This window comes from Bacteroides stercorirosoris (assembly GCF_900142015.1).
Lineage (GTDB): Bacteria > Bacteroidota > Bacteroidia > Bacteroidales > Bacteroidaceae > Bacteroides > Bacteroides stercorirosoris.
In genome coordinates, this window is sequence record NZ_FQZN01000004.1 from 25,531 (window position 1) to 46,160 (window position 20,630).

Sequence of the window (20,630 nt, forward strand, 5' to 3'; positions counted from 1 at the left end):
TTGACAAATGTACACGAAAAAATCTGATTCCCAGACATGCAGCATTATTTTTTTGATTATTTATTCGTTTGCATATCCAAACTTTCCTATCTTTGCGGCGTGAAACTACAAACTTCGAAAATATCCGCGTAATAACAGCCTGGTAATTCTTCTCTCAGGCTGGACTATTCTGTTTTGTTCGACATACTTCATGTCTCGGACAAATTTCTTGTACCCTTTTATTTGAAAACTTTACGGAGAGCATTTCTCCGTAACGATTCAATCTATGTATTATTTAAAAACAAAGAAATATGAAAACGAATATTATAGTAAGACAAATAACAGAAGCGGATTATCCTATCGTATATAATTTGATAAAGACAGCTTTTGAAACTGCCGAACACAGAGACGGAACTGAGCAGGACTTTGCCGTAGGACTGCGCAATGGCGGAAATTATCTTCCGGAACTGGACTTAGTGGCAGAGCTTGACGGGCACCTGGCAGGGCACATCATGTTTACAAAAACGTATGTCGCCCAACCGGATGGCAGCAAGTATGACGTCCTGATGGTAGCCCCGCTATCCGTGTTGCTGGAATATCGCAACAAGGGTGTCGGCTCTGCACTGATGAAGGAAGGTTTCCGCATTGCCGAAGCGTCAGGCTACGGGGCGGCTTTCCTGTTGGGTGATCCCAATTATTATCAGAGATTCGGCTATAAGCCATCTCACCTGTATGGCATCGGTCATGGAGTTTATCCGGCTGAATACCTTCTGGCTAAAGAAATCATTTCCGATGCTTTGAAGAACGTTACAGGGACAGTTAATATGTAGTTTACAAACATTTTATATACGAAATATCATGAGTAAAGAAGATATGTTAATCACAGAATTTGATTTTACACTAATTGCCAATTATTTTTCAGCTTTAGATCGTCAGGGACCGGGTGGAAAAGCTGAAACTTTGAAAGCTCTGAGCTTTATTACCGATCTTCCCGCCAAACCTAAAATAGCGGATTTAGGGTGTGGAACAGGTTTTCAAACGTCTGTTCTGGCTTCCAGTATGGATTGCTCTATTATCGCGATGGACCTGCTGCCCGAAATGGTGGAAGGTGTGAAAGCAAGAATCAAGCGGGACAAGCTGGAAGATAAAGTCACCGCATTGGTAGGCTCGATGACAGAGTTGCCTTTCCGTCCGAATGAATTCGATGTCTTTTGGGCGGAAGGTTCTATCTATAATATCGGCTTTGAAAAGGGACTGACCGAATGGAAAAAGTTTATCAAGCCCGGAGGTTATGTAGCCGTTTCAGAATGTTGCTGGCTGACGAACAAGCGTCCGGACGATATGGATTACTTCCTTCAAAACTTTCCCGAAATAGACAATGTATCGGGAAAACTGCGGATTATGGAACAGGCGGGTTATCTTCCGGTAGCACATTTTGTATTGCCGGAATATTGCTGGGTGGTCAACTATTATGCCCAGATGGAAACCCGTATGCGGGACTTTCTGGAAGAGAATAACAACAGTATGGCGGCGCAGAAGTTTGTTGATTTGATGAAGAAAGATATTCTTGTCTATGAGCGGTATAAAGAGTATTTTGGTTATGTGTTCTTTATAGGACAGAAATGTGATTAAATAAAACGAGAAGAAAAAATGAATAATTTATTGTTATATGGCTGGAACGATAGTCTGTTCCGGCAGAAACAGTCGACGCCTTTTAGTGGCTTGCCTCACGGGCGGGTTACGGTTACTCATAAGACTTGCTATGAGGTGGTGGCTGAGGACGGTTTATATCTCTGCGAACTGTCGGGAAATATTCTTTATGGCAGGATGCCGAACGAATATCCCTGCACCGGAGACTGGGTGATTTTTCAACCGACGGATGAGGGAAGAGGCATTGTTATGGATATTTTGCCACGCAGCCGGACGCTTTGTCGCAAAAAGAGCGGCACTGTGTCGGACAAGCAAATGATAGCCGCTCATGTGGATAAGGCGTTTATTGTGCAAAGTCTGGATGCGAACTTCAATGTGCGGAGGGCGGAGCGTTTCATGGTTCAGGTGCTGGAAGAAGATATTCAGCCTGTACTGATTCTGACGAAGGCCGACCTGGGCTTTAATGAACAGGAAATTGCCGACTCCTTGAAGCATCTGGCAGGGAAAGCACAAGTGTTTACGACTTCCATTCATTCACCGGAAACGATAGAGGCATTGCGCCGGTCTATCGGAGAGGGGGAAACGATTGTGTTTATCGGTTCGTCCGGTGTGGGGAAGAGTTCTCTGGTTAATGCCCTGTGTGGGAAGGAAGTGCTGGAAACATCTTTTATCAGTGACTCCACGGGCAAAGGGCGGCATACTTCTACAAGGCGTGAAATGGTGTTGCTTGAACATTCGGGCGTATTGCTTGATACTCCGGGAGTCAGGGAATTCGGCATCACTTCCGGCAGTGCTGATGTGCTGTCGTCCATGCTGGATATTTCTGATTTGGAAGGAACGTGCCGTTTTGCGGATTGCACCCATACCAATGAACCCGGTTGTGCTGTGATAGAGGCTGTTGCAAATGGCACTTTGGAACAGGGTGTGTACGAAAGCTATCTGAAGCTGCGCAGGGAGGCCCAGTATTTCTCTACCTCAGAGCATGAAAGGAAGGGACAGGAAAAGACGCTTTCGAAGGTACTGAAGCATTATGCCAAGAATTATAAGAAGGATAGGTAATTCGATACCTATGGGGAGTATGAAGGTGTGCCACGGTATACCTTCATATTTACTCCTCTAATCTTTGGTGGCTTTCTACGATTCATTTTTCTAAATGATCAACGATAATTGATAAATTATCAAGATTTTCATAGAACGACAAGTTTTGTCGTCGAGCCTCGTTATCTTTGCTACTATAATCATTAACTAAAATGAAAGTATGGGTAGAAAACTAGAAGGCCTGCAACGAATGCTGGTTATTATTAACAGATTGAAAGGACCTCAGCAATACGTTCCGAGAGAAGAACTGGAAAACTACATTGCACATCGTATGGAGGAACGTGACGGAAGTCCCGTAGACCTCCGCACTCTGCAACGGGATTTTAACGAGATAGAAGAGTTGTTCGGCATTCGTATCTGTTTTGACAAACAGCGGAAAGGCTATTTTATCAACGAAGAAGATAGTTTGAAACAAGAACAATACGATCGGCTTTTGCTGAACTTTGATTTATTGAATGCTATTGATCGAACTTCCAATCTGCACACTTACGTTTTGGCCGAACACCACCGTCCAATGGATTATGAATGTCTTCCATTATTGATAAAAGCTATTAGGTTTTCACATCCGGTGGCTTTCAACTATATCTATATACGTGAAGGAGGCAAGATTCGTGAAAAGAAAGTTCTTCCCCATTACTTGAAAGAAGATCAGCAGAGATGGTATCTCCTTGCCTACGACAACGGGACATTGAAAACATTCAGCGCGAACTGTATCCGCAATCTCCGGATTATTAATGAAGAGACCTTTAGGCGTAACATGGATATTGACGTGGAAGAGTTATTTAAAGACAGTTACGGCATTTGGAATCAAACAGACATTCCTGTTGAGGAAATCGAATTGAGTTATGATGCGCTTGACGGCAGTTTCTTGAGATCTGTCCCCCTGCACCATTCGCAGGAAATCCTCACGGATAATGAAGAAGAGTTTCGTATCTGTCTTCGCTTGCGTATTACAAATGACTTTGTAATGGCTTTATTGGCAAGAAGCCGTTCGCTGACGGTCATCAAGCCAATGCGCCTAAGGGAATGGGTGAAGAAGGTCTATGAGGAGGCGTTGAAAAGGAACGCTTAGTGGCAAATCAAATTGTAGAATTTTATATCTAAAGAAGAAGACTATGAGTAACGGTTGTAATAAGAGAAAGGCTAATTTACTGAAAGGTATAAGTGTGTTTTGTGTTTTTGCCGTCTTCGGCTACTACTCTTATCAAGATGCAATGAACAGAAGTATGTTGGAAAAAAGTCTTAATGAAAACGCTGCTCCTCCGCAACGTGGCTTTAGTTATAAGTCATCCCGACTAAAAAGTTCATCTGCATCGCAGAGAAATGTATCTTACAAGAAAGCTACAAAAGAAATTTATAATTCAACTTCCGATTATGCCAATGACTATGACACTTTCAATGAACATCTGGACGAATATCTTGACGACCCGGAAGATGAAATCACTTATCCACCGGAAATTTATGATGCGTTGGCGGATGATGAGGAAGAAGAACTATAAACCTAAACTTGGTGAATGTAAAGCTGACGTTTAGGCGGCTAAACCTCAGCTTTGGAATTTAGCGGCCTAAAAACAGATATTTATCAAAGGAGGTGCCACATAACAATATCCCCGTTTTGAGCTTGATAATCAATAAACTTTTTTGTAGCTTTGCAAAGTCTTGGCTTAATAGGTTAGGACATACATAGTTTATTGATGAAAGTGTAGCTTTTATCCTTCGTGGAAAGTCTGGTAAACTTTAAAAGTACGAGGAATAGCAATCACGCTCATCACTTGTCTGTATATGCTTACTCAAGTAATATACATTACAAGTGTGGGGATATTGTCTATTTGTACTTGGGCTTTACCAGACGCCTCCAACGAGATAGATGATATGACTCCACACTTTCTTTTTGATCATTAATGCCATTTAGGAGCCATAGTGGTACAAATAAAAGATAATCATGGAAACAAAAACAACGAATAATCCGACGATTGAAAGGATTATATTATCTAAAAGTATCGGTGTTAAAAAGTATGAATTTCCATATGTACTGCTTGCTATCTTATCAGGATTATTTTTCATATGTTGGATTCTTGCTCTCTTAAACCTTTTAGGAATTTCTTTTGAGAGTAAGAATACTACAAATGTTTTTAATACTCAAAGTAATACTCAAATTCCTAAAAATACTTTCACGAACGCCTTCATAGAAGAAACAGAAAAGCAGGAAGAGAAAGAAGGGAGAAAGGTTGATTTTCAGAATGTTGGAACTTGGAAAGGTAAAACTTTTAGTGGTGACAATTGCTCCTATACTTTATTAAAACATATCACAGATGGAACGTTTAAACTAAGAGAGAATAGTACTAATACTATTTTTGAATGTACAAAACGTTCTATTAAGAACAGTACAGACTACTATTTTGTAGATCCCGATATAGCAGACGTTAATGTCAATCTTGCATGCTTCAATCTTAAGAAAGGAGCAATAATATACATCATCCACAATTTTGATTATGATTCGATTGAACAAAAAAGCATGGACGGAATATTAGTGCCTTTTTCTGATAATAATGTGAGAATATATCTTGATATGCAAATCAATGGAACGACTTATTACTGTAATAATGGGAATCCTCCCATTAGTCGCATCAATGAAAATGGTGTTTTAGAGTATTATAATAGTGATGGCTCAAATGACCCAGTATATGAATGTTATGCCAAACTTCATTAATAGTAATATTATAAAATAGGAGAATAAAAATGGATAATAAAGAAAAAATAAAAGAGCTTACAGAATACGAAAAAGCACGAATCGAATTTTTAAAAGGAAAAGCTGAGTTTTTGCAAGGTTGTGGAGGGTGTTTGGCGATTACCAATAGTTTTTACTGTAATTGATTGATATTTAAATAAAAAGCCCACTTTGTTTTGAAAGTGGGTAACAAATCAGTAACAAAATAGCCTTTTTTTATTGGGCTTGTGGGCTTTTACAACACAAATATACTGAATCTAAATTAAACAGCCTAATTAAAATGTCCAACCTCTATTGGTGTTCAATAACAAAATCTTATTCGATAACAATTAAACGATTATAAATCTGTTTATTATAAACATATTCTTCCATTTTTCCTATGACTATTTTCCAATCGGTTATTAATGACAAATTTTGAAGTTGACCATTTGAATAAAGAAAATGAATATTAGCGGTTAGATAGTATTTAAGTTCTTTATTCTTAGAATTTTTATTCAGTTCTTCTAATTCACTCTTTAATTCTCGTGTGGGGTCTATTGTTGCAAAATCACTATCATAGTCATATAAACTTACTCTCAATCTACCACAAATAGATTCAAAATAGCTTCCATTATGCCCCCCATCGGATGAGATATATCCACAGTTACCGCCATAATAAAAGGTCTGGGAATATTCTCTACCTGTGACATACTCTGTTAAGTAAGAATTGTTTGTTTCTTTTTCACTGTCTTTGTCACACCCACAGAATAGAATTACTGTGAAAATCATAAATAATACTTTTTTCATAATCTGTTTATTTGAATAGTTGATAAATCATATCACAGACCATGTAAAAAATAACGTGGGCTTGCACGTTATCGGAGTAAAGGTACGACCAAGTAACCCACAGACCAATAATAAGTACAGCCCACGCATAGCACGGGCGTTCACTCATTACTCAACGGTCTGTAATTTTTATTGGTCGTTTTTTACTCCATTGAATAATAGCTAACGCTAATATTTCCAAATTTTACACGGCAAAGATAAGTATAAGTCAATAAAGGACAAAGAAAAAGGGCTGAATCTGTATTATTGTAGAATGCAACATAACCACATAGAATATTTTAGATTTTAGGGATATACTCTAAAATTTGCACTTGGGGTCTCTACCTGTTACCAATTTTTGGTAACAACATACAACTTATTATAAGGGTCTTGTAATTACACGTATGCTCCAACATTCTTAATCTCATCGTCAAGTTCCCTTATATCTTCATCGGATATAGAAACGCCCGCCTTGTTTGCCACTTCAATAATTTTCTTTTTTAGCCTTGTGTAGCACTTTCTGTCATTAAACACTTTTGCATCTTTTAGCTCTTCCAAAAAAGCCGTTATTTGGCTTTGGTCGCTTTGGCTTATCAAACGTGCCACCAACACATCAAAAGCATCTGAAACGGTCTTAATTTCACTCATAACCTTTGTTTTTAGCTGGTTTAACTTGGATATTGAAAAATAGTGTTTCTGCCACTTTCTTACAAGCAACCTGTAAAACTCACTTTCTGATAATGTCGAGGCTTGTACCTCTGGAACACCTATTTGTTGAGGTAGTCGCCCGTTCAATCTCATTTCATACTTTAGCAAATTGGTTCCAGCAAAACCATCTGGCATTATCAACCCTTTGGCATCAGCATCAGCCCTTTTATCGTAAAAACAAAATACTTTGGGTTGCTGTTTCCCTTTGTGCTTATAGTACAGCGTACCTACATCGAAGTGATAACGTGCCAACTTGGGCATATCGCCCAACTTTTTCAGATATTCATCTACTGGCTTCCTCATTACAAACTGTGTTCCAAATTCAAGCCCTGTAACTTTTGCCTCTCTCATGTCAATGTGCAAAGCGTCTGATAGCTTTTCTATCGCTTGTATGGTGCTATGTCTGTCAAGTGGGTAAACATTGCTTGGATACAGGTATTTTGCCAAACTGCCTATAATGGAGTAACCGCCTGTATAGATAGACACTTTCAACCCGTCCAGACTGCCAAAGATGCAAACTTCCCCCGTTTTAAGGTCGGTTTGCTCTTTTGCCTTATCCAGATAACCGCTTATGTCTGGTGTACCTCTCATTCTTGGGTAGAGTAGCTTTAACTTATCATACATTGTTACCAAAATTTGGGTACAACCTACAACTTATTATAAGGAACTTCTTTATTTGGCTTGTTTCCTCAAAGCATCCAATACTTCATTAAAGCCACCCATCACAAGTTGTTTGCAATAAGAGGAAATCAAGACTTTTGCACCATCTAAAACAATCAATTCAATAAAAGACGGTCTAATCTTTTCCGTTTCTGTTACCGCTTTATCGTCTTGGTGAACAATAAACAAAAAGCCATCATCTTTATACTCAAAGAACGGGTTAACCTTGTTCTTGGCACTGTATGTCTTATCTGCCAACGGGTAGCCATAAGCAAAGCCACTTAGTTTACCGTCCACAAAATAATCTTTCAAACCTGTAAAATTCAAGCCATTTTTAGCCTGTAGTCTTATAGATGGAACATTTGCGTTCTCTTTCAGCTTTTCCATAAGGTACATTGATACTTTACCGTTCCTGCCTGTAATAGTTTCTATCGGTGGATAATAACCCGCTTGTGCTGTCACTACATATTTGGGCGTTTTCTTGCTTGTTGCATCAAATTCCAGACGTGCATAATAAAGAATATTGGGCGTTATCATAAGTTTCCCCCTTTCTTTCCTGTAACCACATAGGCAATAGCCTGTTGTTCTGTCTCCTTAATGGTCGCTACTCGGTTCTGTTTCATCCACGCTTCCACCTCTGAACGGTCAAAGTATATTTGTTTCCCGTTTGGACGATAATAGGGTATCTGGTGGGTACACGTTAAGCGGTACAGGTGGGATTTACTTAGCCCCGTCAATAAGGCTACATCTTCCAATGTTAGCACATTCTTTGCAGCCAACAAGGAATAAACCAATATTTTGTTAATCTTTTCTTCCATTGTCTTGGTATTTATATGGAAGTTGTGCCTTAATGCAGTACGTTGGTCGGTTCTGCCTATTTGCACATTCAAAACGGTGTTACCAACTATCACCGTTGTAAGAACAATGCAAACATAAACAAGAAAATCAGCCTGATAGTAAACAAAAAAATAGCACTTAATAGCCACTCTATTTGTGCCTATTAAATGCTACTAAATACCATTTTTAAAGTACTCTAATTAGATAATAGGGTGTTCTTCATGCCGTCTATTTCATCGTTGGTAAACCTATCCTCGTTGATATACTTGTTGTAGTTACTTCTATTCCCAATATCGCCAAACTCGTCTTCTACGGCTTTGAATGTGGGTTTTGTTATCCAACCTATTTGTATTGCTACTTTTATAGTTAATGCTGCCTCTTTTCCTTTTTTCCCTTTCATTACAGCGTGTAACCTTTGAAGTCTGAAACCATCATCGTTTTGCAGACATTTTTTAAATGGTTTACTTTGTCGCCCTTGTTTTTGAACGGATTTTTGTTTATTTGGTAAACGAAATAATTTTTCTATAGGTAGACTTTCTTGGTTATTATTTATTGCAAATTTGCCGTTTAAGGCATTTTCTATTTGCCTGTAGAGGGTGGCACGCTCTTTTTCTTTTTCTTCAATCATAGCGAACGTTACACGTTCATACTGGGATGCACCATCATTCAACCACCTGTTAATTTTTCTCCACTTGCAAAGAAGTTCTGTAAGATACTCTTTCTCTGCAAGCCCTTTTTGGTCTTTATAGCCTAATATAAAGCCGTTTTCATCAATATTATAGTATTCATAGTTTTGTTTATAAATACCATCTACCATGTCCGTTATTTCTCTGTCAGATAGAATGTAATCAATTTCTGGAATTTTCACGTTACCCACTTTATTTGTTAAACACGTTATTTACAAGGTTTACCGCCTCATCTTTTTTCTTATCCACTATCTTGGCATAAATGGTAGTAGTTTTCACCTGTGTATGTCCTAACAGTTTGCTTGTTGTGTACAAATCAGCCCCTAAAGTGAGCATCATAGTAGCGAAGGTGTGCCGGGCCGTGTGGAAAGTTATCGTTTTTGTAATACCGCTATTTTGTGCCCACGTTTTCAGTACTACATTGATATAAGTTGCATAAGGCAAATGAAAGATTTTATCAGTGTCCTTTGCATCGTCCCGGTTGGGCATCCACTTTAAAGCCTCATCAGACAAAGGCAAATACAAAGTCTTTTGGGTTTTCTTCATTACAATCTTTACCCTGTATTGGCTACCGTCTAAAATAACATCGCCCCACGTCAAAGCCTGTATGTCACCTAATCTCAAACCACAAAAGCAACTGAACAAATAAGCCTGTTTGGTGGGTTCATTGATGCACTTGGAGGCTATCAGTAATTTAATCTCATCAACCGTCAAATATTCACGTGTGCTTTCTGGTATCTTAATCCTGTCGTCTGGATTAATCTTTGTGATAGGGTTGTAAGGTATAATTTCTTCTTTTACAGCAAGGTTTAAGGCACAATTCAAGCATCTAAAATAACCTGCTGTTGTTACTTTAGCCATTAGTTTGCCATCTTTTCTTTTGGCGTTATTCAGATAGTCGATAAAACCTAAACAATAAGACTTATCAACTTCTTTCATTGTAACGGTATCGCCTTTGTATTTTATAAGGTGCTTTATTGCTTTGTCTATCTGGATATGAAAAGCGGCACTTTGCCCCGTTTTTAGTTTGTGGTCGCTATAATGCCTCATCCAGTCAATCAAAAGCATCTTGGAACGAGAGGTGTTTTTTGTTACTCCTGCCTCATCGTTTGTAAGTTCTATAATCTTTTGTGCCTTAATAGCGTTTGCTGCCTGTAAGGTATTTGCATTTCTCGCCTTTGCCGTTTCATCCACTTCTGGAATGATATACAGCTTTAAAAATTCATAGGTTCTTTTACCATCCTTGTAAATATCCAGATAGAGGCTTTTATTGCCATTGGATAGACTTTTTGCCCTTAGCTTGATAGGTTCTTTGGCTTTGAGGGCTTTTTTCTTCTTTGCCATAGCTATAATGTTGATTTGTTACCACTGGCAAATATAGACATTTTTTGTTACTCGACAAATACAAGTAACAAACAAGTAACAAAAATAACTCAATAATTACCAAAAGAAAGACAAATCAAGCCTCATTTCCTATTGTAATAAATCACTCAAATAACTGATAATAATTGCTTTTAGTTGTAGTTTAATTGATATTGGTTTTTGTAGTGTAGGTTATTGGCAATACCTATCATACTTGTTATCTTGTTTTGTATATTGATTTTGATATCTATGATTCTTGCTCCGTTTATAGATTAACAAATAATTTAAATTTTATATCTATGGATCACAAATGTTATATAAATCAAATGGAAGATATACAAGTCCATATCTTAATATCGAATAAGATTGGTGTCAGAATTTGTTATTACAGAAAAATAATAAGAGTGTTGTTAGATGTATTATTAATACCACTAAGCATTCTTTTTTGCTATTTGCTCAGCATGTCTATTAAAAACTTTTACGCATACATATAAAATAGCTAAATATAAATTGAATATGAAACAGAGTAATATCAAAATGGAAAAAAAAGGGGAGATTGCTATGGTTGAATGCCCTTCCTGCAACAGAGTTATCGAAGCACCAGCAAAATCCGATATCATTTTTGAGTGTCCTCATTGTCACAAAGAATTAATTACCTTTGATAAACATAAAGAGCAGCTACAAAAGCAATACAATAATAATATGAAGCAGAAGATGCAAGAATCCATAAAGCAGAAGAAGCAACTATTGATATGGGGATGTATTATAACTTTTCTATGTCTGTTTGTTTACACTTCTATTATTGATAAACCAGATATGCATGCTATTTACATTATCACAAAGGATTATGATGCCGCAATTAATGTGGAAGTTGAAAAAGCCTTAGTGAAAGCAGCCGTGGATGGTGACCGAATGAAAACCTTGGAAATAATAGGGAACAAACAAACCATCCATTTTTATCAAGGAGATCAAGTAAAAATAACAAGAGATGTAGTACGAGGTTTTCCCGACCATTATAGGGTAGAAAGGCTTTCTGATGGAGCATCGGCTCTCATACCTGTAAAATATCTTGTAAAAAAATAATATATCAATTTGAAACATACATAATATGCCAATAACCATCAAACAATTAGTAGAAGAAGTCGGGTTGCCACCCATTGCCATTAAAGTGGTAAAATGGAATACCCCGATTGATTGCAAAAAAGGAGGTGTTTATATCGTTTCTTTATCGGAAAATGCAGAGTTGAACAGGACGATAGAAGAGGTCCCTATTTCAATGACTATTTTAGAAGCTTGGATTCAGAAACTCGGTTACTTTACTATTGATAAAGAAGAAACTCGAGATGCTGAAGTTATAAAAGGAAGACTGGCTGAGTTTTGGATTCCCAATGAAAACATATTATATATCGGAAAAGCACCAATGCGAAAGTCAAGTGGCGGAATTGGTAATCGGGTTCGGGAGTATTATAAGACTGCTATAGGAGAGGCAGGACCACATGCCGGAGGACATTGGATAAAGATGCTCAAGAATTTGAATGACTTACACGTTTTTTATGTTGAATGTCCAAATTCCGGTTGTATTGAAGCTGATATGTTATCCAAATTTGGCGAGCTGGTTTCTGATAGTGTTAGAGAGAGGTTATTTACAAAGGGACCAATACTTCCATTTGCTAATCTTGAGGGGGGAGAGGGAAAAGGAAAGAAAAAGCATGGATTGGGTCATATGAAGATAAAAAAACGTCCGTAGTTTTCTGGTTAGTTGTATGTTAAGTGAATGGCCGAGTCATTAGAATAAAAAGTGAACCCTAAAAAATCTATATCAGGATTTCTAAGGTTCACTTTTATTTTGATATTCTTCTAGATCTTATATTGCAGACCTCAATTACTTGCGATAGCTTTCCAGCTCCTTAGCCTTGAACTTGCGGATGAAATTGAAGTGTTTTTCTACTTCAGCTTCAGCATAGTTCAGATAAACAACAGCTGATTTTGCGAACAACTCAGGTGCTTTGGTTGCATCCTGGATGAGAAGATGAGACATTACGCATACAGCTGCCATTTCGTAAAGACGGCGGGCTACGAAGTCCAAGAGTTCTTGGTTGGCGGCTTCTTTCGTTGCATTGGTGACAGCCTCGAACTTATTCGTCATCTCTTTCAGGCGATCCATCAGCGGTTGCATTTCTTCACTGCAAGGAATTGTTTCATAATCACGGAGAGTAGCGGCATACGAACCGTTCGTTACGTAACGGATAGCGGCTACGGTCTGTAATTGAGTAGTGCCTTCATAGATGCTGGTAATACGTGCATCACGATAAATACGTTGGCAGGCATATTCCAACATGAAACCGGAACCACCATGAATCTGGATACAGTCGTAAGCGTTCTGGTTGGCATATTCGGAGTTCATACCTTTTGCCAGCGGAGTGAAGGCATCGGCAAGTTTGGAATATTTCTTCTGTTCCTGACGTTCTTCCGGAGTCAGCTTGCGTTCGCGGGAGATATCTTCCAATGCTTTGTAGATGTCTACGTAGCGGGAAGTTTGGTATAACAGGGCGCGGCCTGCATCCAACTTAGCTTTCATGATGGCCAGCATGTCATATACTGCCGGGAATTCGATGATAGCTTTGCCGAACTGTTTACGGTCTTTTGCATAAGCCAGACCTTCATTGTAAGCTGCCTGAGACAAACCTACCGATTGTGCGGCAATACCCAGACGGGCACCGTTCATCAATGCCATTACGTATTTAATCAAACCGAGCTTGCGGTCACCGCAAAGTTCGCATTTTGCATTCTTATAAACGAGCTCGCAAGTTGGAGAACCGTGAATACCTAATTTATTTTCAATGCGGCGCACGTCTACACCACCTTCGCGCTTGTCGTAGATGAACATGGAAAGACCGCGGCCATCCTTTGTTCCTTCTTCCGAACGGGCCAGTACGAGGTGCAGGTCAGCGTCACCATTCGTGATGAAACGCTTCACACCGTTCAGGCGCCAGCAATTTTCTTTCTCGTCGAAAGTAGCTTTCAGCATTACGCTCTGCAAGTCGGAACCTGCATCGGGTTCGGTCAAGTCCATTGACATGGTTTCGCCGGCACAGATGCGCGGAATGAAACGGCTGTGCTGATCTTCGTTACCGAATTCGTACAGCGTTTCGATACAATCCTGCAAAGACCAGATGTTACCGAAACCGGCATCGGCAGCAGCCACGATTTCAGCACACATGGTGTACGGAGTGATGGGGAAGTTCAATCCACCGAAACGGCGGGGCATGGTCATACCGTTCAGTCCGGCTTTCACCATGGCATCCAGATTCTGTCTTGTACCACTGGCATATTCCACGCGGCCGTTGGCACAGTGGGGACCTTCTTCGTCCACGCCTTCGGCATTGGGGTTGATAATCTCTCCGGTGATTTCTCCGGTGATTTCGAGCACCTTATCGTATGAGTCCATCGCATCCGAGTAGTCCTGCGGAGCGTAGTCAAATTTGTCTTTATCTTCGTATCCGCGTTCTTTCAGCTCGCAGATACGTTCCATCATCGGGTTGTTCAGTTGGAACTTCAATTCAGGAACTTCGGTATAAAAATTTGCCATAATCTTTTTATTGTTTTTAGTTATAAACGAAAATTGACGGGGATGGTGAAGTGCATGTTAACCGGATGTCCTTCTATCTTCCCGGGAGTGAATTTGTAAGTCATCGTCAAGAAACCTACCACTCTCATTGCTTCCTTGTCCAGTTCGGGACAAACACTCTTCACAACTTCTGCCATCTTAGGATTGCCTTCCTTGTCTATCGAACATTTTATGAGCACTAATCCTTGCTTTTTATCTTTTACGGCCTGCGGAGGATACTTGGTGTATTGGGCTATCAGTTTTGATAGCTCGGCATTTCCTCCGGGGAACTGAGGTAGTTCCATGTAAGGAATGAAGTCCAATTCTTTGCCATCAATATCATATAGATGCCCTTCGGAAAAATCGCCGTTCATGAGCTCCTCACGCTTCAAGGCTCCATTTTCATAATATTGCTTCAAGTTCAGCTTGCGCCCATTCTTGTAGGTCGATATTAGCCGTATTTGCCCATTGGGATAATACTCTGTCCGTTGTCCTACCAATCTTCCGTTTTTATAGAAGCACACTATGCTGTCATTTCCGTTGGCGTATGAATAGACGTGCTTGCCGTTTTTCGGAATTTTGTTCTGGGCATTCAGCATTCCGCATGCACAGAATAGGCATATAGTAATGATGACTCCCTTCATTTCGTTTATAAATTTACTTACTGTTTTCTTTATAGTATTTAATCATTTTCGGAATGACTTCTTCCACCGTGCCGTTGATTACATAGTCGGCGATGGTGTTAATCGGAGCATTCTCATCATTGTTGACAGAGATGATGATGCCGCTCTCCTGCATACCGGCAATGTGCTGGATTTGTCCGGAGATACCGCAAGCGATATAAAGTTTCGGACGCACCGTAATACCAGTCTGACCGATCTGACGATCATGGTCGCAGAAACCGGCATCGACGGCTGCACGGCTACCGCCTACTTCGGCGTGGAGTTCTTTAGCCAGTTCGAACAACATATCGAAGTTCTCGCGGCTACCCATACCGTAACCACCGGCTACGACAATCGGCGCGCCTTTCAGGTTGTGTTTTGCTTTTTCCACGTGGCGGTCGATGACTTTCACTATATAATCCGTAGTGGGTACATACTTGGCAACGTCGTGGTTGATAACTTCACCCTGATAGTTGGCATCGAGGATTTCTTTCTTCATCACACCTTCGCGAACGGTTGCCATCTGCGGGCGGTGTTCGGGGTTGACGATGGTTGCCACGATGTTACCACCGAAGGCGGGGCGAATCTGATACAACAGGTTTTCATATGTTACGCCTGCTTTCTTGTCTTCGTGCTCGCCGATTTCCAGTGAAGTACAGTCGGCAGTCAGTCCGCTGGTCAGTGCGGAAGAAACGCGCGGACCAAGGTCGCGACCGATAACGGTGGCACCCATAAGGCAGATTTGCGGTTTTTCTTCCTTGAACAGGTTGATGAGTACAGAAGAGTGGGGCAGTGAAGTATAGGGGAACAAGCCCGGAGCGTCGAAGATGTGAAGACGGTCGACGCCGAAAGGCAATACTTGTTTTTCGATACCTGCAAGGTTAGTACCGGCAACCACGGCTTCCAGTTGGCAGCCCAGTTGATTAGCTAACTTGCGTCCTTTGGTAAGGAGTTCGAGACTTACTTCGGCAACTATGGTGCCTTCAATCTCACAATATACAAATACGTTATTCATAACTTTTATCCGATGGTGTGGTTAGCTAACAGTTCAACAATAAGATCTTCTACATCCTGGTCGCTTCCGGTCAGCGTGCGGCTTTCCTTGGCTTGGAAGGAGATGTTCTGAATGGCTTTCACTTTGGTGGGCGAGCCGCTGAGGCCGCATTGTTCCAGGTCGCCGTTGACGTCGGCCACACTCCATTCGGTGATGTTCAGATAAGGGTACTTCTCGTAGAGGTCGGCATAGGGCAGGACAGCGCCTTCTTTGGTGATGGTGGCTTTCTCCTGTGCACCGAGGGCGCGTTTGTACTTCTGTACCAGTTTGGCGTTGCGCGGACGGCAGGGTGCTGCGCTTCCGTTTACGGTGATGACGATGGGCAGCGGGCCTTCTACGGTTTCCACGCCTCCGTCGATATGACGTTTCACAACCACGCGTCCGGTGGTTTTTTCAACGTTCAGGATTTCTTCGGCATACGTAATCTGCGTCAGACCGAGTTTTTCGGCAACCTGCGGGCCTACCTGGGCTGTGTCGCCGTCGATGGCCTGGCGTCCGCCGATGATGATGTCATACTCGCCTATCTTCTTGATGGCAGTGGCAAGGGCATACGAAGTGGCAAGGGTATCTGCACCGGCAAAAGCACGGTCGGTCAACAGATAACCATTGTCGGCGCCGCGGAACAGTCCTTCACGAATTACTTCGGCTGCGCGTCCCGGTCCCATCGTAAGGATGGTTACGGTGGAGCCCGGATGTGCATCTTTCAGTCGGAGGGCTTGCTCAAGGGCGTTCAAGTCTTCGGGGTTGAAGATGGCGGGGAGTGCCGCGCGGTTAATGGTGCCGTCGGCTTTCATGGCATCTTTCCCAACGTTGCGTGTGTCGGGAACTTGTTTAGCCAATACTACGATTTTCAAACTCATGTTATTAATATTTAGTATTAGTATTTTTCAATATGTCAGCGCCGGGAATAGGAGTAGGAGGTCATAAAGTCCAGCTACTGAAATTGTCCGGTTAACTAATTATCAGCGTGCAAAATTAGTCAAACTGTTTGTTCTGACAAGAAATGAGGGCAAAAAATGCACATACGGGGAAGTTTTGAGCAAAAGAAAGAGCATCAGAAGAGGGGGATTGCTCTATGAAAGTACAGAAAATACAGTATTGTGCACTTGAGAAATATACATTCCCGTAGGAGAGAATTACAAGGATAAGTTTACGGAATATATTAATAGCAGGATGATGAAATGAGATTAGAGGTTAGTGATTAGTGATAAGTGATTAGTAGCTGCGCTATTACACCGCATGGTACTAATCACTTATCACTAACCTCTAATCACTTATTTAATTCCCAGCTTCTTCAACAGCGCCTTGGGCACTGCATCTTTGTGTACCAGAACATTGATAGTCTTGTAAGCAACGAAAGGCTTGGAAGCATACCAAGTGCCTTTGTACTTGTTGTTGGTACCCCAGGAGTTTTTCACCATATAGTATTCTTTGCCGTTCTGATCTTTGGCGATGCCGTAGATAAGCATACCGTGGTCATCGGTGGTTTCCCAATTGTCGAATGCAGTCTGGCGCATTTCCTGAGTAACGGTGATTTCCGGCAACGGACGGGAAGTCAGTTCTTTGCGCTTGTCGGCAGCAGTAAGACCTGTCCAGCGTGCCATGTCAGAACCTGTGAGTTCGGCACCACGGTCAGCATCGGGCATTACGGCGATACCGTCACGGGTGAAACCGCTTTCGCTGACGTCGCTACCCCAGGCTACGGTGTAACCGTTATTAACGGCATTGTCGATGACAGACATGAATTCCATCAAAGGCAGGTTGTAAGAAAGACCATTGCGCCAGTTGTCCTGGATTTCGATGTTCATCTGGGTGTAGAACGGATGGTGAGTGAATGAAGTCAGAGATACATAATCATCCGGATTGATGCCGAGAGATTCGGCAAAAGTCTTCGGAGTATATTCTTTACCCTGGTAAGTGAAAGTTTCGGGACATTTGCCGAGGTAAGTGTCATAGATAGCAGATAAACCTTGCTTCCATACTGGAGTCAGTTTGGTCAGTTTGCCTTTAGCAATAGCGTTTACGTAAGCACCGGCCACTGCATCCAGTTCATTGTGTACCGGCAGCGTGTCACCGTACATGATGCCCGGCATAGCTTCCTGCGGAACAAGACCGTAGTTTCTCAGGCAGAACATGATGTCGTAGAAGCTTCCGCCGGGTGAGAAAGAACTGTCGCCGTGATAGCGTACATAGTTCACGCCGCGGTCTACCATTGTGTGGTGCACTACAAACATTTCTGATAAATCATACTCTCCCTTGCCCATGCGCAGCAGTTCGCTTTCGAGGAAACCAAGTGCCGAGAAGCTCCAGCAAGTGCTCGAACGGTTTTGGTTTTTAACAGACGTAATCGGGTTTTCTTTAACGGTGGTGAAGATAAAGCCTTCTTCCGCCTTCGGAGTGTCTTGTGCTGACACATTGAAACTTAATAAGCCTAAAGTGGCAATAAGTATTGACTTTTTCATCATGATTAAATTGATTTTAATTGATTGTTACTGGCACAAAGATAGGGAGATTTCGGAAACAAAAGCTATCTTTGGAGCGTTAATTCAGATAATTATGGAGAAAAAGATACATATCAACCCAAAAACAGGATTGGTTCTTGAAGGTGGCGGCATGCGCGGAGTGTTCACTTGCGGCGTGCTGGACAGCTTTATGGACCGTGGCATCCGCTTCCCCTATACTATCGGAGTGAGCGCCGGAGCCTGTAACGGACTTTCTTACATGTCCGGTCAGCGCGGCCGCGCCAAGTACAGTAACATTGATTTGCTGGAGAAGTACCAGTATATCGGTCTGAAATATTTGTTGAAGAAACGTAATATCATGGACTTCGACCTGCTGTTTCAGGAGTTCCCCGAGCATATTCTGCCTTATGACTACGAGTCCTATTTCAGTTCTCCGGAACGTTATGAAATGGTCACTACGAACTGTGTGACGGGCGAGGCGAACTATTTTGAGGAAAAGCAGGATAAAGGCCGGGTGATTGACATTGTGCGTGCTTCAAGCAGCCTTCCGTTTGTATGCCCCATTGCTTATGTGGACGATGTGCCGATGCTCGACGGGGGCATTGTGGACAGCATCCCCCTGATGCGTGCCCGGAATGAGGGTTTCACGCATAATGTGGTGGTGCTTACCCGCAACCGTGGATACCGCAAGGAAGCGAAGGACATACACATTCCCTCTTTCCTCTACCGTAAATACCCGAAGATGCGTGAGGCGTTAAGTTGCCGTTGTCGTGTGTACAATGAACAACTGGAGATGGTGGAGCGCATGGAAGAGGCGGGAGAAATTACTGTAATCCGTCCGCAGAAACCTGTAATGGTAGACCGCATCGAACGGGATATTCAGAAGCTGACTGATTTGTATGAGGAAGGCTATGCGTGCGCGGCGAAGTATGATTTTCAGTGATTAATTAAGATATTGTAAACGCATTGCCAAATAATGATTGCCACTTTATGGCAATCATTATTTGGCAATGCGTTTCTTTATTCTTATCTTTGTCGGACTACAAACTTTAGGAGGTCTGATATGAACAATCCATTTGTAACCAACGGTTATGTTTCTCCGAAGTTTTTCTGCGACCGGGAAACAGAGACTAAGGATATTACTACGTTGTTGCTTAACGGAAATAACATAGCGCTTATTTCTCCCCGTCGTTATGGAAAGACGGATTTGATTCGTCATTGTTTTTCCCAACCTGAGGTAGCGGAACACTATTATACTTTTATAGTAGATATTTATGCTACCCGTTCGTTGCGTGATTTCGTGAATAAATTCGGAAAGGTTATTCTGGATGCCTTGAAGCCACGGGGACGTAAAGTCTGGGAGAATTTTGTGAATGCTATTGCTTCTTTACAGGCAGGCATCACTTATGATATAGGTGGAGTTCCTTCCTGGAACATAGGACTTGGTGACATAACCAATCCTGCCGCTTCTCTTGATGAGATATTCCATTATTTGCAGCATGCCGACCGTCCCTGCCTGATAGCTATTGATGAATTTCAGCAGATAGGGAAGTATCCGGAAGATACCATTGAGGCTACACTGCGTACCTATGTGCAATATTGCAGTAATGCCCGCTTCGTCTTTTCCGGATCACAGCGTCATCTGATGGGGACTATTTTTACCTCTCCCTCACGGCCGTTTTACCAGAGTGTCACTATCATGAATTTGCCTCCTATCCCTCTTGAAAAGTATACAGAGTTTGCCATTCGTCATTTTCGGGAGCACAAAAAGGTACTTTTGCCCGAGGTGGTGAATGTGCTTTACGACCGTTTTCGTGGTGGTACTTTCTACTTGCAGAAAATAATGAATATCCTTTTTCTGAAAACTCCTGAGGGAGCTACATGTGGTATGGAAATGATAGAAGACGCCATCAACTACATTGTTAACTTCACGGCAGATACTTATGCCGAATTACTATACCAACTGCCCGAAAAACAGAAACAAGTGCTGATTGCCATCAATCGGGAAGGACAGGCGCGCAATGTAGTTTCCGGTGCCTTTTCTAAACGTCATGGATTGGTATCTCCCAGTTCTGTGCGCTCAGCGTTGGCGGGATTGCTTGATAAGGATTTCATCACAAAAGAGCGTGACTCTTATCAGGTGTACGACCTTTTCTTTAGTATATGGTTATCTAAAGAGGAGCATTAATTCATAAGCGTACGAAAATTACACAAAACATAATGCTTCCCCGGCATTCGTAAGTTCAGTGCCGGATTGAATGAGATTCAGTATACGACTGAATAGGGTTCAGTCGTATACTCATCCCTATTCAGTCGTATACTGATTATACCCC

Annotated in this window: 22 protein-coding genes; 11 read left to right on the top strand and 11 right to left on the bottom strand. The window is 41.6% G+C overall.

Annotation, left to right across the window (positions count from 1 at the left end):
- The first annotated feature begins 290 nt into the window (after positions 1-290).
- From BUC01_RS04340 to BUC01_RS26065, 7 genes are all read left to right on the top strand, one after another.
- Entirely contained in the window at positions 291-809 is a 519-nt protein-coding gene (locus BUC01_RS04340; RefSeq protein WP_025831572.1) for a GNAT family N-acetyltransferase, read from the top strand.
- Between the two features lie 28 nt (positions 810-837).
- Positions 838-1,611, top strand: coding sequence for a class I SAM-dependent methyltransferase (locus BUC01_RS04345; protein WP_025831574.1), 774 nt, complete (start codon positions 838-840; stop codon positions 1,609-1,611).
- Between the two features lie 18 nt (positions 1,612-1,629).
- Positions 1,630-2,688: a ribosome small subunit-dependent GTPase A gene (gene rsgA / locus BUC01_RS04350; RefSeq protein ID WP_073312840.1), complete on the top strand. Its 1,059-nt coding sequence runs from the start codon at positions 1,630-1,632 to the stop codon at positions 2,686-2,688.
- A 199-nt stretch (positions 2,689-2,887) separates the two neighbouring features.
- Entirely contained in the window at positions 2,888-3,799 is a 912-nt protein-coding gene (locus BUC01_RS04355) for a helix-turn-helix transcriptional regulator (protein ID WP_073312842.1), read from the top strand.
- Positions 3,800-3,842: 43 nt separating this feature from the next.
- Positions 3,843-4,226 (top strand): hypothetical protein, encoded by a 384-nt coding sequence (locus BUC01_RS04360; protein ID WP_025831575.1) that lies wholly within the window; start codon positions 3,843-3,845, stop codon positions 4,224-4,226.
- A 443-nt stretch (positions 4,227-4,669) separates the two neighbouring features.
- Positions 4,670-5,437, top strand: coding sequence for a hypothetical protein (locus tag BUC01_RS04365; protein ID WP_025831577.1), 768 nt, complete (start codon positions 4,670-4,672; stop codon positions 5,435-5,437).
- A gap of 29 nt (positions 5,438-5,466) precedes the next feature.
- Entirely contained in the window at positions 5,467-5,601 is a 135-nt protein-coding gene (locus BUC01_RS26065) for a hypothetical protein (protein ID WP_262483995.1), read from the top strand.
- 169 nt (positions 5,602-5,770) lie between these two features.
- Here the strand turns inward: BUC01_RS26065 and BUC01_RS04370 are convergent, their stop codons facing one another.
- The 6 genes from BUC01_RS04370 to BUC01_RS04395 form a co-directional block, all read right to left on the bottom strand.
- Positions 5,771-6,241 (bottom strand): hypothetical protein, encoded by a 471-nt coding sequence (locus BUC01_RS04370; protein ID WP_139261805.1) that lies wholly within the window; start codon positions 6,239-6,241, stop codon positions 5,771-5,773.
- 414 nt (positions 6,242-6,655) lie between these two features.
- Positions 6,656-7,591: a phage/plasmid replication protein gene (locus BUC01_RS04375; RefSeq protein WP_073312844.1), complete on the bottom strand. Its 936-nt coding sequence runs from the start codon at positions 7,589-7,591 to the stop codon at positions 6,656-6,658.
- Positions 7,592-7,639: 48 nt separating this feature from the next.
- Entirely contained in the window at positions 7,640-8,164 is a 525-nt protein-coding gene (locus BUC01_RS04380) for a hypothetical protein (protein WP_012056158.1), read from the bottom strand.
- The gene (locus BUC01_RS04385; protein WP_073312919.1) at positions 8,161-8,445 is read right to left on the bottom strand and encodes a helix-turn-helix transcriptional regulator; all 285 of its coding nucleotides are present in this window, start codon (positions 8,443-8,445) and stop codon (positions 8,161-8,163) included. The genes BUC01_RS04380 and BUC01_RS04385 overlap by 4 nt, the downstream gene beginning before the upstream one ends.
- Positions 8,446-8,660: 215 nt before the next feature.
- A complete protein-coding gene (locus tag BUC01_RS04390) occupies positions 8,661-9,332 on the bottom strand; it encodes a hypothetical protein (protein ID WP_139261806.1) in 672 nt (223 codons plus the stop codon).
- A gap of 10 nt (positions 9,333-9,342) precedes the next feature.
- Positions 9,343-10,494, bottom strand: a complete 1,152-nt coding sequence (locus BUC01_RS04395; protein WP_025831586.1) for a site-specific integrase — start codon at positions 10,492-10,494, stop codon at positions 9,343-9,345.
- A gap of 534 nt (positions 10,495-11,028) precedes the next feature.
- On the opposite strand from BUC01_RS04395, the gene BUC01_RS04400 reads away from it, so the two are divergent.
- Positions 11,029-11,595, top strand: a complete 567-nt coding sequence (locus BUC01_RS04400; RefSeq protein ID WP_025831588.1) for a hypothetical protein — start codon at positions 11,029-11,031, stop codon at positions 11,593-11,595.
- A 25-nt stretch (positions 11,596-11,620) separates the two neighbouring features.
- Entirely contained in the window at positions 11,621-12,259 is a 639-nt protein-coding gene (locus BUC01_RS04405) for a hypothetical protein (protein WP_073312846.1), read from the top strand.
- 135 nt (positions 12,260-12,394) lie between these two features.
- Here the strand turns inward: BUC01_RS04405 and BUC01_RS04410 are convergent, their stop codons facing one another.
- The 5 genes from BUC01_RS04410 to BUC01_RS04430 all read right to left on the bottom strand — a co-directional run bounded on the left by BUC01_RS04410 (position 12,395) and on the right by BUC01_RS04430 (position 18,297).
- On the bottom strand, positions 12,395-14,101 hold the full coding sequence (locus BUC01_RS04410; protein ID WP_073312848.1) for an acyl-CoA dehydrogenase family protein: 1,707 nt from the start codon (positions 14,099-14,101) through the stop codon (positions 12,395-12,397).
- A 20-nt stretch (positions 14,102-14,121) separates the two neighbouring features.
- Entirely contained in the window at positions 14,122-14,763 is a 642-nt protein-coding gene (locus BUC01_RS04415) for an energy transducer TonB (RefSeq protein ID WP_073312850.1), read from the bottom strand.
- Between the two features lie 13 nt (positions 14,764-14,776).
- The gene (locus tag BUC01_RS04420) at positions 14,777-15,796 is read right to left on the bottom strand and encodes an electron transfer flavoprotein subunit alpha/FixB family protein (RefSeq protein WP_073312852.1); all 1,020 of its coding nucleotides are present in this window, start codon (positions 15,794-15,796) and stop codon (positions 14,777-14,779) included.
- A gap of 5 nt (positions 15,797-15,801) precedes the next feature.
- The gene (locus tag BUC01_RS04425) at positions 15,802-16,695 is read right to left on the bottom strand and encodes an electron transfer flavoprotein subunit beta/FixA family protein (RefSeq protein ID WP_073312854.1); all 894 of its coding nucleotides are present in this window, start codon (positions 16,693-16,695) and stop codon (positions 15,802-15,804) included.
- A 414-nt stretch (positions 16,696-17,109) separates the two neighbouring features.
- Positions 17,110-18,297, bottom strand: coding sequence for a C1 family peptidase (locus BUC01_RS04430; RefSeq protein WP_025831594.1), 1,188 nt, complete (start codon positions 18,295-18,297; stop codon positions 17,110-17,112).
- Positions 18,298-18,391: 94 nt separating this feature from the next.
- Between BUC01_RS04430 and BUC01_RS04435 the strand changes: the two genes are divergently transcribed.
- Complete coding sequence (locus BUC01_RS04435) at positions 18,392-19,240, top strand: patatin-like phospholipase family protein (protein ID WP_025831595.1); 849 nt, start codon at positions 18,392-18,394, stop codon at positions 19,238-19,240.
- 120 nt (positions 19,241-19,360) lie between these two features.
- Positions 19,361-20,485, top strand: coding sequence for an AAA family ATPase (locus BUC01_RS04440; RefSeq protein ID WP_025831596.1), 1,125 nt, complete (start codon positions 19,361-19,363; stop codon positions 20,483-20,485).
- The last annotated feature ends 145 nt before the right edge of the window (positions 20,486-20,630 follow it).

What these genes read in the sequence shown, in the direction of transcription:
- BUC01_RS04420 (WP_073312852.1), bottom strand. Translation starts at nt 15,796, where the DNA reads ATGAATAACGTATTTGTATATTGTGAGATTGAAGGCACCATAGTTGCC.
- BUC01_RS04375 (WP_073312844.1), bottom strand. Translation starts at nt 7,591, where the DNA reads ATGTATGATAAGTTAAAGCTACTCTACCCAAGAATGAGAGGTACACCA.
- BUC01_RS04340 (WP_025831572.1), top strand. Translation starts at nt 291, where the DNA reads ATGAAAACGAATATTATAGTAAGACAAATAACAGAAGCGGATTATCCT.
- BUC01_RS04345 (WP_025831574.1), top strand. Translation starts at nt 838, where the DNA reads ATGAGTAAAGAAGATATGTTAATCACAGAATTTGATTTTACACTAATT.
- BUC01_RS04355 (WP_073312842.1), top strand. Translation starts at nt 2,888, where the DNA reads ATGGGTAGAAAACTAGAAGGCCTGCAACGAATGCTGGTTATTATTAAC.
- BUC01_RS04425 (WP_073312854.1), bottom strand. Translation starts at nt 16,695, where the DNA reads ATGAGTTTGAAAATCGTAGTATTGGCTAAACAAGTTCCCGACACACGC.
- BUC01_RS04385 (WP_073312919.1), bottom strand. Translation starts at nt 8,445, where the DNA reads ATGGAAGAAAAGATTAACAAAATATTGGTTTATTCCTTGTTGGCTGCA.
- BUC01_RS04430 (WP_025831594.1), bottom strand. Translation starts at nt 18,297, where the DNA reads ATGAAAAAGTCAATACTTATTGCCACTTTAGGCTTATTAAGTTTCAAT.
- BUC01_RS04380 (WP_012056158.1), bottom strand. Translation starts at nt 8,164, where the DNA reads ATGATAACGCCCAATATTCTTTATTATGCACGTCTGGAATTTGATGCA.
- BUC01_RS04370 (WP_139261805.1), bottom strand. Translation starts at nt 6,241, where the DNA reads ATGAAAAAAGTATTATTTATGATTTTCACAGTAATTCTATTCTGTGGG.
- BUC01_RS04395 (WP_025831586.1), bottom strand. Translation starts at nt 10,494, where the DNA reads ATGGCAAAGAAGAAAAAAGCCCTCAAAGCCAAAGAACCTATCAAGCTA.
- BUC01_RS04435 (WP_025831595.1), top strand. Translation starts at nt 18,392, where the DNA reads ATGGAGAAAAAGATACATATCAACCCAAAAACAGGATTGGTTCTTGAA.
- BUC01_RS04360 (WP_025831575.1), top strand. Translation starts at nt 3,843, where the DNA reads ATGAGTAACGGTTGTAATAAGAGAAAGGCTAATTTACTGAAAGGTATA.
- rsgA (WP_073312840.1), top strand. Translation starts at nt 1,630, where the DNA reads ATGAATAATTTATTGTTATATGGCTGGAACGATAGTCTGTTCCGGCAG.
- BUC01_RS04405 (WP_073312846.1), top strand. Translation starts at nt 11,621, where the DNA reads ATGCCAATAACCATCAAACAATTAGTAGAAGAAGTCGGGTTGCCACCC.
- BUC01_RS04365 (WP_025831577.1), top strand. Translation starts at nt 4,670, where the DNA reads ATGGAAACAAAAACAACGAATAATCCGACGATTGAAAGGATTATATTA.
- BUC01_RS04400 (WP_025831588.1), top strand. Translation starts at nt 11,029, where the DNA reads ATGAAACAGAGTAATATCAAAATGGAAAAAAAAGGGGAGATTGCTATG.
- BUC01_RS04440 (WP_025831596.1), top strand. Translation starts at nt 19,361, where the DNA reads ATGAACAATCCATTTGTAACCAACGGTTATGTTTCTCCGAAGTTTTTC.
- BUC01_RS04415 (WP_073312850.1), bottom strand. Translation starts at nt 14,763, where the DNA reads ATGAAGGGAGTCATCATTACTATATGCCTATTCTGTGCATGCGGAATG.
- BUC01_RS26065 (WP_262483995.1), top strand. Translation starts at nt 5,467, where the DNA reads ATGGATAATAAAGAAAAAATAAAAGAGCTTACAGAATACGAAAAAGCA.
- BUC01_RS04410 (WP_073312848.1), bottom strand. Translation starts at nt 14,101, where the DNA reads ATGGCAAATTTTTATACCGAAGTTCCTGAATTGAAGTTCCAACTGAAC.